General features: G+C 47.2%; 16 protein-coding genes. 12 read left to right on the plus strand and 4 right to left on the minus strand.

What is annotated here, in order from left to right; all coding sequences use genetic code 11:
* The first annotated feature begins 114 nt into the window (after positions 1 to 114).
* The 4 genes from AC3WTJ_RS05240 to AC3WTJ_RS05255 all read left to right on the plus strand — a co-directional run bounded on the left by AC3WTJ_RS05240 (position 115) and on the right by AC3WTJ_RS05255 (position 1674).
* Complete coding sequence (locus tag AC3WTJ_RS05240; RefSeq protein ID WP_315955384.1) at positions 115 to 273, plus strand: DUF3934 domain-containing protein; 159 nt, start codon at positions 115 to 117, stop codon at positions 271 to 273.
* Between the two features lie 122 nt (positions 274 to 395).
* Positions 396 to 932, plus strand: a complete 537-nt coding sequence (locus tag AC3WTJ_RS05245) for an RsfA family transcriptional regulator (RefSeq protein WP_492520886.1) — start codon at positions 396 to 398, stop codon at positions 930 to 932.
* A 55-nt stretch (positions 933 to 987) separates the two neighbouring features.
* The gene (locus AC3WTJ_RS05250; protein ID WP_492520887.1) at positions 988 to 1197 is read left to right on the plus strand and encodes an alpha/beta-type small acid-soluble spore protein; all 210 of its coding nucleotides are present in this window, start codon (positions 988 to 990) and stop codon (positions 1195 to 1197) included.
* Positions 1198 to 1374: 177 nt separating this feature from the next.
* Complete coding sequence (locus AC3WTJ_RS05255) at positions 1375 to 1674, plus strand: iron-sulfur cluster assembly accessory protein (RefSeq protein WP_127456377.1); 300 nt, start codon at positions 1375 to 1377, stop codon at positions 1672 to 1674.
* 64 nt (positions 1675 to 1738) lie between these two features.
* Here AC3WTJ_RS05255 and AC3WTJ_RS05260 read toward each other — a convergent pair whose 3' ends face one another.
* Entirely contained in the window at positions 1739 to 2452 is a 714-nt protein-coding gene (locus AC3WTJ_RS05260) for a GntR family transcriptional regulator (RefSeq protein ID WP_407868336.1), read from the minus strand.
* Positions 2453 to 2767: 315 nt separating this feature from the next.
* Here AC3WTJ_RS05260 and AC3WTJ_RS05265 point away from each other — a divergent pair, with 315 nt between their 5' ends.
* The 8 genes from AC3WTJ_RS05265 to AC3WTJ_RS05300 all read left to right on the plus strand — a co-directional run bounded on the left by AC3WTJ_RS05265 (position 2768) and on the right by AC3WTJ_RS05300 (position 11253).
* The gene (locus AC3WTJ_RS05265; RefSeq protein WP_492520888.1) at positions 2768 to 4102 is read left to right on the plus strand and encodes a hypothetical protein; all 1335 of its coding nucleotides are present in this window, start codon (positions 2768 to 2770) and stop codon (positions 4100 to 4102) included.
* A 65-nt stretch (positions 4103 to 4167) separates the two neighbouring features.
* The gene (locus AC3WTJ_RS05270; protein ID WP_492520889.1) at positions 4168 to 5280 is read left to right on the plus strand and encodes an ABC transporter substrate-binding protein; all 1113 of its coding nucleotides are present in this window, start codon (positions 4168 to 4170) and stop codon (positions 5278 to 5280) included.
* An 87-nt stretch (positions 5281 to 5367) separates the two neighbouring features.
* The gene (locus tag AC3WTJ_RS05275) at positions 5368 to 7014 is read left to right on the plus strand and encodes an ABC transporter permease (RefSeq protein WP_492520890.1); all 1647 of its coding nucleotides are present in this window, start codon (positions 5368 to 5370) and stop codon (positions 7012 to 7014) included.
* Between the two features lie 12 nt (positions 7015 to 7026).
* On the plus strand, positions 7027 to 8130 hold the full coding sequence (locus tag AC3WTJ_RS05280; RefSeq protein ID WP_492520891.1) for an ABC transporter ATP-binding protein: 1104 nt from the start codon (positions 7027 to 7029) through the stop codon (positions 8128 to 8130).
* A 12-nt stretch (positions 8131 to 8142) separates the two neighbouring features.
* Entirely contained in the window at positions 8143 to 9084 is a 942-nt protein-coding gene (locus AC3WTJ_RS05285) for a ComEC/Rec2 family competence protein (protein ID WP_492520892.1), read from the plus strand.
* 18 nt (positions 9085 to 9102) lie between these two features.
* Complete coding sequence (locus AC3WTJ_RS05290; RefSeq protein ID WP_492520893.1) at positions 9103 to 9546, plus strand: DMT family transporter; 444 nt, start codon at positions 9103 to 9105, stop codon at positions 9544 to 9546.
* A gap of 34 nt (positions 9547 to 9580) precedes the next feature.
* Complete coding sequence (locus AC3WTJ_RS05295; RefSeq protein ID WP_492520894.1) at positions 9581 to 10399, plus strand: inositol monophosphatase family protein; 819 nt, start codon at positions 9581 to 9583, stop codon at positions 10397 to 10399.
* 92 nt (positions 10400 to 10491) lie between these two features.
* On the plus strand, positions 10492 to 11253 hold the full coding sequence (locus AC3WTJ_RS05300) for an arylamine N-acetyltransferase family protein (RefSeq protein WP_492520895.1): 762 nt from the start codon (positions 10492 to 10494) through the stop codon (positions 11251 to 11253).
* A 53-nt stretch (positions 11254 to 11306) separates the two neighbouring features.
* Here the strand turns inward: AC3WTJ_RS05300 and AC3WTJ_RS05305 are convergent, their stop codons facing one another.
* The 3 genes from AC3WTJ_RS05305 to AC3WTJ_RS05315 all read right to left on the minus strand — a co-directional run bounded on the left by AC3WTJ_RS05305 (position 11307) and on the right by AC3WTJ_RS05315 (position 14214).
* On the minus strand, positions 11307 to 12422 hold the full coding sequence (locus tag AC3WTJ_RS05305; RefSeq protein WP_492520896.1) for an NADH:flavin oxidoreductase: 1116 nt from the start codon (positions 12420 to 12422) through the stop codon (positions 11307 to 11309).
* Positions 12423 to 12526: 104 nt separating this feature from the next.
* Positions 12527 to 12844, minus strand: a complete 318-nt coding sequence (locus AC3WTJ_RS05310; RefSeq protein WP_492520983.1) for an ArsR/SmtB family transcription factor — start codon at positions 12842 to 12844, stop codon at positions 12527 to 12529.
* 305 nt (positions 12845 to 13149) lie between these two features.
* Entirely contained in the window at positions 13150 to 14214 is a 1065-nt protein-coding gene (locus tag AC3WTJ_RS05315; RefSeq protein ID WP_407868326.1) for an LLM class flavin-dependent oxidoreductase, read from the minus strand.
* Between the last annotated feature and the right edge of the window lie 70 nt (positions 14215 to 14284).

A 14284-nucleotide genomic window follows, 5' to 3' on the forward strand; every position in this document is an offset into this window, starting at 1 on the left:
TCCGTTACAGAGTATTGGCTTCTGGGGTGACGGCAATAGATGAATAAAATTAAGATTAATTCCTATTTCATGATACAATAGCTTTCTATCAGATGAATGGAACGGAGTGATTACATGAGCAAAGGCAAAGGAACAGGCAGAGGAACGGACAAAAAAGGCTGGAATAGGTGGCAAGCCAGTGCCAATCGAGCAAAAAGCGCCCCGAAACCGTACAAAAGCAAAGGGGTTAAAAAAGAAAGTGACAATCAAGTAAGCGCCAGCAGTAAAGAATAGATTGCAAACTAGTTAAAAGAGACCTACATATACGATATGTGGGTCTTTTATGCATGTCCATTGAATAAAATTAATATTACAGGTAACAATTTCTAATAACATAGTAAAGAAGGTGAACTAGAATGAAAGATAAAAGACGAGAAGATGCTTGGACAGATAATCATGATGTCACGTTAGCTCAAACGGTAATTAGCCATATTAAAAATGGGAGTACACAGCTAGCTGCATTCGAAGACTCAGCGAGTAAACTGAATCGCACGGCGGCCGCCTGTGGGTTTCGGTGGAATAAAGAACTGAGGCATCAGTACGAAACCGAAATCAATGACGCTAAATTTTTCAGAATGAAACGCAAACAACAAAAAAGAGACATCCATGCAGCAATCCCTGTCATGCCAACACTGGATGATGAACCGATCATGCCGAAATATGAGGATGCATTCAGGCAAATCATTAAGATCGCCAAGGATCAAGCGCAAAAATTTGAGCAGTTGCTTCACGAGAATTCAAAGCTCAAACTTGAGATAGATGAATTGAGAAGCCAAAAGGAAAACGCAAACGTTGTGAGAAGCAATGAAGATGTGGCCACAGAGGATCTTCAGACGTTCCTCAAAATCATGAACAGAGCAAGAAATTTAACTTCTTTGAATTTGAATGTATAAGTCTTCCTTTCACTCCACATGATAAGATTACACCACGAGAAGGAGTGATTTAGTTATGGCAAACAGTAACACATTAGTTGTTCCAGAAGCAAAAGCGGCTTTAAATCAATTGAAATTTGAAGTTGCTCAAGAGTTAGGGATTGCGTTGCAGCCCAATGGTTACAATGGCCATCTGGCGACGCGCGATGCGGGTTCAATTGGCGGTACCATCACTAAGCGGTTGGTACAAATAGCAGAGCAGCAATTGCAAGGTTTCAGACGTTAATCATTTACAAATAGCAAGAGCTAAAAAGACTACAATCACTCTTCCTCCTTGGGTGAATGGAGTCTTTTTTATGCTGCAGAGAGCATCGCCTCTATTTCCGAATACTTGGAATATTTTACGGGCGATTGGGTGAAATTAGGAAGGCCAAACTAATCTTGCTTCAAGGAGAAAGCCACGATGAAATGCAAAATAAACCGGAACGCGGCTAAAATTTTAAAAGATATGTTGAGTCAAGAAGGTGCGGAGGGGAAGATGGTCCGAGTCATTATTACACAGAATCATGGGGATCATGGCCATTATGACGTTATCTTGGATGATGCAACTGAAAATGATGAAATCGTAGAAACCGATAAAGGGATTCCTGTGTTGCTGGATAAAAGAGAGAGCCTGTTAGACGGCGTTTGGATTCAATATTTTCATGTTCCGGAAGAAGGTTTTTTTATTACGAATCCATCTACAGGATTTCTTGAGAAGTAATGAAATGACGTATATTCTTGTCGCAAAAGACGGACAGGAACATACGTCTTTTTCATTTTCATTTCTATTCACGTTTAATAAAAAATTTAAAAACGCTATTTTTCAAATAGTCCAGCGAATAGAAGACAGGTCGATCATCTTCATCGAAATGCAGCTGTTTTAATAATAAAATTTCATTGCCGAGCACGTTTACCGCATTCTGATCCATCTCTTCGGAGCTGCTTAACGCGCAAATTTCGGTGATGGCGTAGGCGATGTTGATGCCCATCCTGCTCTTTAAGAAATCAAAGATGGCTCCGGAAAATTCACCCTCAAAATGGCCTGCCACCAAACTCTGCGGGAAAATATTATAATAAAATGCCACTTTCTTGCCGTTTGCTGTTCGCGAACGCTCCAAAATGACAACCTTTTCCTCATCATCGATTTGCAGTTGTTTTCTCCAATCTTCCTCAGGTTCCCGTGTGTAGATCTTGATGTCTAATTCGCTTTCGATGTACCCCTCATTTTTAATCATTTGCCCCACGCTTTGCAGCTTGCTCAGGGGATTGATAATGAAGTCCGGACGATTGTTGACGTAGGTCCCGACACCGTTTTTGCTTATGAGCACCTTCTCCCGCTGAAGCATCTTGAGCGCTTCCCGGAGCGTAGGGCGGCTTACCTCGTATTTCTTGGCGAGCTCCGGCTCAGACGGAAGTTTGTCTCCCGGCTTAAGCTCGCCTTCGTTAATGCTTCGTTCAATCTCTTCTTTGACTCTGAGATAAAGCAGCTTTTTCTCCAAATTTCAGCGATTCCTCTCTATAGGTTAATGATGGTATGTTCAACATTTACATAAAATTTAAAGCTGTCTGACAACAATAGTGTACCACATTTTTTAAAATTTGAAAGACAAGTTAAGCCGTATTATTAACAAAATAAAGGGATTTATCTACACAATTATTTAACATTGGATTGATTGACACAAGCGAGATATCTTACCTATAATTTTAGATGTCAGACAGCATGATACGCATCGGGGAAGGAAGGAGGACTTGCTAAAAAGAGGGTGACAGGATGTTGAATGAAAATAATTTGAATTCACGGAGGGGCATTTTAAATGAGGAAAAAAATGTTAGGTCTAATGTCGATTTTAACTTTGGCGGTTCCTTTCTTCACTAGTGCGAGCACCACTCATGCTGCAGGTTACTCAGAGCTGGCTGCCTACTGGGCACCTCAGATTTACCAGGATGTGAATGCTGATCTTGATGTAAGGGCGGATTTTATTACCAATTTTAACTATGACGGCGATTATTTAGCTCGGAATAACTGGGATAATCTCTCCAATTACAATGAGAATGCGTATGTCTACTATAAAGTGTCCGAAACGACAACGCATTACTTTATCGAGTACGACTTGTTCCATGCAAGAGATGATGCTTATACTAGACCGCTTGATGCCCATGAAAATGACCTTGAAGGCCTATTCCTTGTGATTAAGAAGGATGGATCCAACTATGGGTCGTTCCAGCTGATGGAAACCATGGCACATAATCAATGGTACGATTACACGAATGATCCTAACATTACCTCTGGTTCTGATAACGTTGACGGTGGCGTTCTCTTCAACGGAAGTCATCCCATGGTGTTTTGCCAGGCGAATGGACAGAGTCCTAGCGGTGGGCATGGCGTCAAAGCTTATGACGGATCAAGCGCGCCAGGCGGAGATGGTATTGTCTACGATTACACGGGTGTAGCGCAGTTTCCGACGAATACATCAGGCAGCTATACGAACCATTACGGCTATGCCTTAATCGAGTGGGGAGATCTTTGGAACCGCCGGAATGACCCTAACATTTTCGCTTCTTGGGGGACCATTGCAGGAGACAACAATACGGCTAATTCAGCGAATGCCCCATGGGGATGGGACGATAGCGATGATGGCCCATCTTTACAGGGAATGAACTGGTCTGATCCGGCCCATCAAGTCGATGTGCACCTGAATGGTCTCGGTAATTTCTCGCATACCTATGTGTTTAATCCTTACTACTCTCATAAAATCGTTCTCCAGAACACGCAAAGTCTTGAAGATCGCGATCCGTTCGGCGGTAAAAGCGATATCTATATTAAAGCTTATGTTAACGGCCAAGGACAGACGGACGCCAGGTTCTGGAAGAAAAATGATGCGCCTAAAAATCAAATGTACAACATAGCTTTTGGTGCTAATGACGCTGAATTCGGACCTAACTTCTCAGAAAACTACAACACCGTCTATGTCGCGAAACCATCAAATACCAATGTTGAAATCCATGTCTATGATTCAGACGGAACTTCCGGTGATGACGATATGGGATATGTATCAGCGGTAGTAGCGCCTGGAACTACCAAATCTTGGACAGATGCACTGACAAGTAACGGACAAGCCAAGGTTACAGCTACGGTAACTGCGCAATAGGGTTATTGCAGGGTAAGTCAATTCAAACCAAATATACGAAAGAGAACACATCTAGGAGGATGGAAATGTTTCTGAAACCGAAAGCGCGTACTGTAAGTTTGTTATTAGCAGCTTCTTTCATGTTAACCACTGTTTTATCAGGGTGTGGAGCCGGTGCCAGCAAGACAGCCAGTTCACCAACATCAACGCCAGCCAGCACGGCGAGCAGTGAGCCAGCGAAAGAGACGAAAGCACCGGAGTCGAAGAAACTGGTTGTCTACGCAGCATTAAATGAAGATGATATCGTACAAATTCAGAAGAAGTTCAAAGAAGATACGGGCATTGAGATTGAATACTTGCGTTTAAGCGGTGCTGGTGAAGCGAGTACGCGCATTCAAGCTGAAAAGGCAGCGCCTAAAGCAGATATCTTTGTAGGAGGTTCGGTCGAATTCTACGAGCCGCTTGCTCAGCAGGGATTGCTTGAGAAGTACACGTCTCCTAATGCCAAGGATATCGAAGCTCGTTTTAATGATCCGAAGGGCTACTGGCAAGGTTGGTACATGGGCGTTCTCGGTATCGTTTTGAACAAAGACAGATTCCAAAAAGAGCTTGCGCCAAAAGGTGTGAAAGAGCCGGCAACATGGGACGATCTGCTTGATCCTAACTATAAAGGCCTATTCCTTACGTCCAATCCGGCGACAGCGGGCGGCGGTTATATCTTCGTGGCTGATCAGTTGTTCCGTTTGGGAGAAGATAAAGGTTGGGACTACTTGAAAAAGCTTAATACTAATGTTCATCATTATACACCGGCAGCAGGAGACGGGATTACGCTTACTGCGACTGGAGAGTTTGTAGCTGGTATGTCATGGGCGCATGATATCGTTAAATCGGCTCAAAAGGGTTACCCGATTAAAGTTATCGTTCCTGAGCAAACGGCTTTTGAAATCGGCGGTGTTGGTGTTGTTAAGGGTGGAGCGAATACAGAGAATGCAAAGAAATTCGTGGACTGGTTGTTAACCAAACCGGTTGGGGAAATGAATACGAAGATGTCTAACCGTTACTCCGTAAGAAAAGATGTCGCACCACCAGACGGTATGATCAAAATTGAGGATGTCAAATTGGTTAACTATGACAGAGATAAAGCTGCTCAGATGAAAGCAGATGTTGTGAAGAAATTTACTGAAATGACAGGCAAATAATGTTGTAAAGGAAAAGCTTGTACACCTCCTCCTGCGGCCAATCGGCGGGAGGAGATGCATGCTTATAACCGAAAGGTGTGGAAAGATTTGATTTCATCTACTGTCAAAGATACCTGGTCGGAAATAAAGAGGTTGAAGAATGAACCTGCCTTAGCGTTGGGTGTGGCAGCGATCATTCTGATCACCTGTTTTTTTGTCATTTGGCCCATCCTGAAGGTGCTAAGTTTCACTCGCCCGGAGGATTATGTTAAACTTTTTACCTTCTCCAGATGGTATCATGCAGCTCTAAACAGTTTATTCATGACAGCTATCTCAACCGTTTCATGTACGGTCATTGCGTTTATTTTTGCCTACACGATTACAAGGCTGAAAGTTCCTTTCAAAGGACTCTTTAAATTTATAACGATTTTGCCGATTGTTTCGCCTCCTTTCATTGTTGCTTTATCCTACATCCTGCTCTTCGGCAGACAGGGAATTATTTCAAAATATGTGCTGCACGTTAATATAGATATCTACGGCTGGCATGGGCTTTGGCTAGTTCAAACGATGACTTTTTTTCCATATGCGTATGCGGTTATTCACGGTGTGCTGAAATCTGCTTCCACCAATCTAGAGTATGCGGCTTATAATCTTGGAGCCTCTCATTGGCAAGTGTTCAAACAAGTTTTTCTTCCCTTATGCAGACCGGGTATTGCAGGCGGAGCCTTAATTACAGCCATGAATGTTCTGGCTGACTTTGGGAATCCCATGATCATAGCAGGGAATTTTACGGTTCTTCCAACAGAGGCATATATGCAAATGTCGGGGATGTTCGATCTAAACTCGGCTGCTGTGCTCTCAACCGCGCTGCTGGTTCCCGCAGTTGGTCTCTTTATTTGGAACAGGGCATGGGTAGGAAAACGTTCCTACATCACCGTTACCGGTAAAGAAAGTTCGCTGGAACATTTTCCACTGCCCTTTGCGGTGAAATGGGGGCTATTCGCTTTCTGCATGCTCGTCACGCTCATTGTTCTTTCGGTTTATGGGGTTTTGTTTTATGGAGCTTTCACCAAGACATGGGGATTTGACTGGTCCTTCACGCTGCAAAATCTCCTGTATGTGGAGGCCAAAGGAAGAGAAATTTTCAACAGCTTGAAATTCGCTTTGTTTGCATCGTTAGCGGCCGGATTCTTTGCCCTGCCATTAGCTTATATCGTGCAAAGGAAGCGTATCGGCATCAACCGACTGCTTGATTTCTTGGCGATATTGCCGGGAGCTGTGCCGGGCGTATTCTTAGGGCTTGGTTTTGCAATGGCCTTTAATGAGAAACCGCTGATGATTTCGGGAACGTCTCTCATTATGGTTCTTGCCCTCATGTTCTGGAATTTACCGACTTGCTACAGCGCCAGTCTGGCGGGCCTTCAGCAGATCAGCGGAGCGCTGGAAGAAGCTTCACTCAATCTCGGCGCAAGCAGTTTCGCTACCTTCAGGAAAATTGTGCTTCCCTTATTGAAAGGACCGTTTATCTCAGGGATTGTCGTGTCTTTTCTGCGATCCGTTACCTGTTTGAGCGTTATTATTTTCATTTATTCGGCGAAAACTTCCGTAGGTACGGTGTCTATTCTTGGATTAGTGCAGAACGGGGCTTGGGGAAGCGCATCGGCCTTTACGGTCGTGCTGATTTCCATCGCCTTCATAGTGCTGTTGGCAGCACAGTTTTTCTTAAAGAAGCAGGGCAGATCGATAGAACTATAAGTGGAGGAAACCATGAACACGGAGAAACCGATGATCCAGATAGCCAATGTTTCAAAAAAGTTCGGAGACTTCGACGCCATCAGTCAAGTATCTCTCGATATTCCTGCAGGCAGTTTCACAACACTCCTAGGGCCGAGCGGTTGCGGCAAAACGACGTTGATGCGGCTGATTGCCGGATTCTACGAACCGGATGCCGGTGATATTTTTATAGAAGGTAAAAATATGAATGAGCTGCCTGTATATAAACGGAATACACCGCTTGTTTTTCAGGAGTATGCCTTATTCCCTCATATGACCGTATTCGAGAATATTGCTTACGGATTAAAGCTGCAGAGGCCGACTCGGCAAGAAGTGAAGGACAAAGTTGATGCCATGCTCAGCATGTTCGGGCTTCAAGGGCTGCAAGACAGGCTCCCTAGAGCGCTAAGCGGAGGACAACAGCAGCGCGTTGCCTTTGCGAGGGCACTGGTTATGGGGCAGAAAGTGCTGTTAATGGATGAACCGCTCAGCAATTTGGATGCCAAAATGAGAGTGGAAGTCAGAGATGAACTAAGAGAGCTGCAGCAGCGATTGGGCATTACCGCTATTTTTGTTACGCATGATCAAGATGAAGCGTTATCGATTTCGGATCGAATCGCTGTGTTTAACAAGGGGCGTATCGGGCAGGTGGGGACACCTTGGGATATCTACTTTAAACCGGAAAGCAAGTTTGTTGCCGATTTTGTCGGTACGGCTAATTTTATAGAGGGCGAAGTAGCGGCTGAAGAGGGCGAGGACTTGATTGTAAAATGCGGTACCGCCGTATTTCGCGTTTATCGAAGCGATTACCCCTTCCGGACAGGTGACCGGGTAACGGTTGTCATCCGACCGGAATGCATCTCCTTCGTCGACAAGACAACGGAAGGTCACAATGTTTGGAGCGGCGTCATTCAGAGAAGCAGCTTCCTGGGGCGCATGATCCGTTATTGGATCAATGATGCTCCGCTGCAATGGATTGTCGATGACTCAAGTCCCAGCATGCGAGGATACCTGCAGGGCACAGTGCATCTGGCTTTGGATAAACATAACATTCATTTGCTGCCAGTTGAGAAGGATACAATGACAAACGAAAGATAAGGGGGAATTCTTATGCTGCATACGAAAGTTCAATTCCTGAATGTCGGGTGGGGGGATGCCCATCTGATCAGGCTGCCTTCCGGCGGTGTTTGCTTAATCGACGGAGGGGACGGTACGTTCTCCGAGGAGCAAGACCATCCCTTGTCCTGGATGAACCGCAATGACGTTGATCGGCTGGAGTGGATGCTGCTTACGCATATTCATGAAGATCATGTCAACGGGCTTCTGGATGTAGCAAGAGCGAAGTCGGTCGTCCGAGCCGTTTTGCCGTATGAGCCCTTTGTGCTACCACCGGTAGAGCTGGTCGAAGAGCTAAGGGACGATTTTACTAATAGAGTATACCGCATGCTGGCCACCTATTTGGAATTGATTCAGGTTCTAATTGAACAGGGGACCGAGATTAAATGGCGCAGCGCGTATGGATCAAGCGAGCAATCTGCCATTTGGTCAGAGGAGGGCATCACTTTAACCCAATTATATCCTTGGGAAGGAGATCCGCTTCCTGCCTACGAGATGCTCATGAAAGCTCTCTCAGATGAAGCAGAGGATAATGGTTTTAGAGAGAATTTACCGCGCTTCTTTGATTTATCTAATCATGATAGCTCCGTATATCGACTTAGCAGCGAGGGAGAACCTCAGTCGAGCGTATTATTCGGAGGGGATCAATTGGAACCGGGATGGGAACGTCTGGCACTGCGAACAGATCTTACGTGCAGCATTTGGAAAGTTTCCCATCATGGGATGGATGACGGCTTTAATGCCCGTATTCTCGGGTGGATTCAGCCTGAACACTGCATCATTCCTGTCAGCATCGGACGCTCACATGCGCTGAAGGGAGAATGGGAAGTGCTCCGCTCTGAGATGGATGCCGCTTTTTATTTGACAGGGAGTTACGACAGAGGGAAGACCGGACGGATTGTTAATGGATCATTGCCCATTGAGATTGGCTTTTAATTAAAAGGAGATAAGCGAATGTTAGTCAACAAGATAAGCTTCATACTTGCTTTTTCTGCTGGATTATTTGGCGTTACCCAAGGAATGATGAATGCGCACATCGGGAAAGTGCAGGGACAATACGGAATGATTATCGGTGTTTCTGCTATCCAGATCGTGGTTGCTTCCTTTTTATTATGGCGTATGAAATCCCCTTCTCCGCTGCAACTTCACGTTCTTCCATGGATTGTGATCGCCGGAGTTTTGGGTGTAGGTATCATGTTCAGCACGTCCTATGCCACAGGGAAAATCGGCACCCTTCCCGTATTTATTCTGATCATTGCCGGGCAAATGGTTGCCTCATCGATTATTGATCATTTCGGGCTCATGGGATTGCCTAAAAATCCGGTTACTTTAGCGAAATTCGGAAGTATTTTACTTATTATGACAGGTATCCTTTGCTTCATTAAATCATCCAGATAATCAAACAGAGAAAGCTTTAGGAGAAGGAGCGCATATGAACGAGCAACAAGCGTATGAGAATGCAATTATGCAAGATGCAATTAGTTATGTGAAAGAAGCGGGCGCTTTGATTATGGAACTCATGAAGATGCCGCTGCACATTCAGGAAAAGAAGAATCAAGCCGATCTGGTGACGGAAGTTGATGTGCAAAGCGAGCAATTGCTGCGCAGTCGGATTAACCAGGCTTATCCGGATCATTGGATCTTATCGGAGGAAACAGACGGCGGCAGGGAAGATTCCCACCAAACATTAAAGCAGCCCTCAGCGGGCTACGGATGGATTATCGACCCTGTTGACGGCACGATTAACTTTATTCACAATATCGCGCATTTTGCGATCTCGGTTGGGATTGTGAAAGATGGCATTCCGATCGGAGGAGTCGTTTATAATCCTGTAACCAACGAGCTCTACTCGGGTCAAAAGCAGGGCGGGGCTTTTCTCAATGGCCGCAGGCTTCAGGTCGGGCAGGAGCAGGACATCAGCCAAGCTTTGCTGGCAACGGGATTCCGCGCTTTGGACTGGAAGCCGAATTCTGTGGTCGTGGAACAAATCGGAAGAATGACAGGCAAAGCCCGGAGCGTGCGCATTATGGGGGCGGCCAGTCTTGATTTATGCCTGGTAGCGTCAGGGTCATTGACAGGATTTTGGCATGATGGCCTGTATCCTTGGGATGTCGCCGCCGGAATGGTTATTCTGCAGGAAGCGGGTGGGCTGCTAACCGATGCGGCAGGAAAAACATTTGTCCTAAGCGATGATAGCTTGGTTGCCTCCAATGCAGCGGTCCATGAGGAACTAATGTCTCTATTAAAATGATCTTTTGTCATCCTCTCTTGCCCCATGGTATGATTCAATCATATGACTGTTTACTTACTAGCAAGTATTTCTCGTAAGGACGGTGTCTTAGATTGAATAACCAAGTTCAAAGCTACTTAGATCGCATCGGCTTTAAAGGTTCGCTTGATGGCAGTGCCAAGACGCTGGCTGCTCTGCAAGAGCGACATTTGTACTCCGTTCCCTATGAGAATTTGGATATTCTGGAGCGCAAAGCGTTATCTTTGGATCCGCAGGAGCTGTTTCAAAAGATTGTCGTGCGCCAGCGGGGCGGATACTGTTTTGAGTTAAACGCCTTATTCGGTTGGTTGCTGCGCGAACTGGGGTACAAGGTGACTGACCTTGTTGCCAGGTTTTGGCGCGATGAGACGCAGCTCCCGCCCAAAAGGCGCCACCACGTCCTGAAGGTAGAGGCCGAGGGCGCCGAATATTTGTGCGATGTCGGTGTCGGCGGGGTCGTACCCATCAGGCCGCTTGCTCTTATCGAAGGGCTTGTCCAACAGCAAGGCGAGGAGTATTACCGCCTCGAGAGAGATTCCGATCATGGCTGGGTACTTTGTGAACAGAAACATGGGGGTTGGCCCCGCATTTACTCGTTCACGGAGGAGCCGCAGCTGCCGAAAGACTACCTGTTTGCCAGTTTCTGGTGTGAAAATGCGCCCGATTCGATTTTCACCAAATGCCCGATTGTGGCAATCCGAACGCTGGAGGGACGGCATACCGTCTTTGATCGTGAATTTCGTGTTTTCAACTCTGAGGGGGTACGAACCTTCACCCCGGAGACTGATAAAGCGTATAAAGAAGCGTTGTTCGCTTATTTTGGTATTGTTATATAAAAAAAGGTGCCCACCAGCCATGGATATGGTTGGTGGGCACCTTTTTTGTAAAATCAGCTCAGCGTAGCAAGAGACTCCCGCGTGAACGGCTGTAATTCATCCGTGCGGTTATCGCGGATTTTGGCTGCCCAAGCAGGGTCAGTCAGCAGCGCACGACCGACGGCAACGAGGTCGAACTCTCCGCGATCCAGACGCTCGATCAGGCTTTCGATGCCGGCAGCCTCGCCACCTTTGCCTTCTTCAAATAGGCTGGTGAAGACGGAGTCCAATCCAACGGAACCGACGGTAATCGCCGGTTTCCCGGTGATTTTGCGCGTCCAGCCAGCCAGGTTGAGATCAGAACCTTCGAACTCAGGCTCCCAGAAGCGGCGTGTGGATGCGTGGAAGATATCAACGCCAGCTGCGGACAACGGTGCAAGGAAGCGTTCCAGCTCCTCTGGATTCGCTGCGAGTTTGGCATCGTAATTCACCGGCTTCCATTGGGAGAAACGGAAGATAATCGGGAAGTCAGGGCCAACCGCGGCACGTACCGCTTCGATAACTTCTACCGCAAAGCGGGTGCGGTCAACAAGGTCGCTGCCGCCATACTCATCCGTACGTTTGTTGGTCACGTTCCAGAAGAACTGATCAATGAGATAACCATGCGCGCCGTGAATTTCTACAGCATCGAAACCTAGACGCTTCGCGTCGGCTGCGGCTTGCGCATAAGCCTGAACGAGTCCTTGAATTTCTTCGACCGAAAGGGGCTCGGATACTTTCTCGCCTTTCAAATTGAGGCCGGACGGACCTACGGAATCGATATCCGAATCGGGGAATCTATTCTTATCGCGGGCAGTTCCAGTGTGCCAGATCTGCGGAGCGATTTTGCCCCCGGCTTCATGCACTTCGCGGACGACACGCGCCCACCCTTCCAGAGCTTCCTCGCCGTAGAAATGCGGCACACCGTGATCTGCCGACGCAGCCGGATGGTTAATGACGGTTCCTTCGGTGATGATTAGGCCAACCGCGTTCTCCGCTCTTCGGCGGTAGTAGCCCGCTACGTTAGGGCCCGGGATACCTCCTGGCGAAAAAGTACGGGTCATCGGTGCCATGACAATACGATTATCAAGCTTCAGGTTACCAACTTCAAAAGGTTGGAACAAAGCTGCTGTTGTTTGGGATGTAGTCATCTTATTTTCTCCTCCTGCATAAAAAGGTTTATAATTAATCTATAAATACAAATATATAGATTAATCGATAAAGTTGCAAGTTCTACGGAGAAAACTTTTGAGAGCTACTTCTTCATAGCTTGCAGCCCAGCGGCAAAGTTCGCCAAGAATTCGGCGATAGCTTCTTCATTTCGTCTGTAATAGGTCCATTGGCCAAATCGGCGGGATTCCAGCAGTCCCGCTTTCTGCATGGAAGACAGATAAGAGGAGATGACAGACTGCGCCAGACCGGATTTCTCCTGGATGCTTCCCACGCAGACCCCTCCCGGGAATTCTTCTTTGATGACGCTCGGCAGATTTTCGTTCAACTTATCCGGCTCCCGGAGCCAGCAAAGAATGTTGAGACGGGTCTCATTGGAGAGAGCCTTCAGCACCGCAAGCATTTCTTCATGTTTCACTACTCGACACCCATTTCTGGTTGATTTGTTCCCAGTATACCAAAAGTACGGCGCTTGAGAAATAGAGGGATCTCTAGGATGGGAGGAACTACTGGGCGTTATATGACCGTCTAACCTCGTTTGCTTTAAGAAAACGGATAAACAGGGGACCAGAGTTCCCCACCAAGCTAAAAGAGCCTATTGCGATAAAATAGCGTCCGGTAGTTCCCCTCTTGCGGAGGAACCGCTCATGTTAAAAAATCCGAGCCAAGAAACACCTTGGCTCGGACCCATTGTTTGGTATAGATCAATCACCCTTGAGCGGTCTCGCGGGCAAGTTCTTTGCGAACGATTGGCGCGACCTTTGTGCCAAGCAGTTCAATGGTGCGCAGCACTTCGCTATGCGGCACCGAACTGACGTCAACGTGCAAGAGGAAGCGCGTTAGGCCCAGGTTTTTGCGCAGCAGCACGATTTTCTCGGCGACATACTCGGGATCGCCGACGTAGAGTGCTCCGCGGAGACTGCGGGCGTCGTCGAACGATTCGCGGGTATAGGGACCCCAGCCGCGTTCGCGCCCAATGGTGTTCATTTGAGCAGCCGTTGGCGGGTAAAACAGGTCGGCGGCTTTCTCTGTTGTATCAGAGATAAAGCCGTGTGAATGCGTCGCAATCTGCAGCTTGCTTACGTCATGCCCGGCTTTCGCAGCGGCTTCTTTGTATAGCTTGACGAGAGGAGCGAATCTCTCCGGCATACCGCCGATGATCGCAAAAACGACCGGCAACCCAAGCAGGCCGGCGCGAATCGCGGACTCCGGATTGCCGCCGGTTCCGATCCATACAGGCAGCGGCTCCTGAACGGAACGCGGGTAGACGCCAAGGTTGTTGATGGCGGGGCGATGGCCGCCGCGCCAGTTCACTTTCTCCGTTTCACGGATCGCGAGTAATAGCTCCAGCTTTTCCTCGAATAGTTCGTCGTAGTGGTTCAAGTCATAGCCGAACAAAGGGAAAGATTCGATAAACGAGCCGCGGCCCGCCATAATTTCCGCCCGCCCATTGGATAGGCCGTCCAACGTGGAAAAAGCTTGGTACACGCGAACAGGGTCATCCGATGACAACACAGTTACGGCGCTAGACAACCGAATACGCTTGGTTGTAGAAGCAGCGGCTGCCAAAATAACGGCCGGGGCTGAACTCGCATAATCCGCGCGGTGATGTTCGCCGATCGCATAGACGTCCAAGCCGACTTGCTCGGCAAGATTAATTTCTTCAACGGCTTGACGGAGCCGCTGCGCATGTGTGATCCCGCCTGCTCTCGGGGCAGCCTCGAGAAAAGTGCTTATTCCTATTTCGAGTGAAGTAGTTGTATGATTAGACATGGTTTTTCTCTCCCTTCTGTATAAGTATATTATACTTTATATTTTAGTGTAACTCAACAAAAGTAAGTAA

The sequence above is a fragment of the Paenibacillus sp. FW101-FHT12H11 genome, assembly GCF_058790355.1.

Coding starts and splice junctions, on each gene's coding strand:
- AC3WTJ_RS05285 (WP_492520892.1), top strand. CDS start 8,143: ATGCTGCATACGAAAGTTCAATTCCTGAATGTCGGGTGGGGGGATGCC.
- AC3WTJ_RS05250 (WP_492520887.1), top strand. CDS start 988: ATGGCAAACAGTAACACATTAGTTGTTCCAGAAGCAAAAGCGGCTTTA.
- AC3WTJ_RS05280 (WP_492520891.1), top strand. CDS start 7,027: ATGAACACGGAGAAACCGATGATCCAGATAGCCAATGTTTCAAAAAAG.
- AC3WTJ_RS05265 (WP_492520888.1), top strand. CDS start 2,768: ATGAGGAAAAAAATGTTAGGTCTAATGTCGATTTTAACTTTGGCGGTT.
- AC3WTJ_RS05315 (WP_407868326.1), bottom strand. CDS start 14,214: ATGTCTAATCATACAACTACTTCACTCGAAATAGGAATAAGCACTTTT.
- AC3WTJ_RS05255 (WP_127456377.1), top strand. CDS start 1,375: ATGAAATGCAAAATAAACCGGAACGCGGCTAAAATTTTAAAAGATATG.
- AC3WTJ_RS05270 (WP_492520889.1), top strand. CDS start 4,168: ATGTTTCTGAAACCGAAAGCGCGTACTGTAAGTTTGTTATTAGCAGCT.
- AC3WTJ_RS05310 (WP_492520983.1), bottom strand. CDS start 12,844: ATGCTTGCGGTGCTGAAGGCTCTCTCCAATGAGACCCGTCTCAACATT.
- AC3WTJ_RS05245 (WP_492520886.1), top strand. CDS start 396: ATGAAAGATAAAAGACGAGAAGATGCTTGGACAGATAATCATGATGTC.
- AC3WTJ_RS05240 (WP_315955384.1), top strand. CDS start 115: ATGAGCAAAGGCAAAGGAACAGGCAGAGGAACGGACAAAAAAGGCTGG.
- AC3WTJ_RS05295 (WP_492520894.1), top strand. CDS start 9,581: ATGAACGAGCAACAAGCGTATGAGAATGCAATTATGCAAGATGCAATT.
- AC3WTJ_RS05290 (WP_492520893.1), top strand. CDS start 9,103: ATGTTAGTCAACAAGATAAGCTTCATACTTGCTTTTTCTGCTGGATTA.
- AC3WTJ_RS05305 (WP_492520896.1), bottom strand. CDS start 12,422: ATGACTACATCCCAAACAACAGCAGCTTTGTTCCAACCTTTTGAAGTT.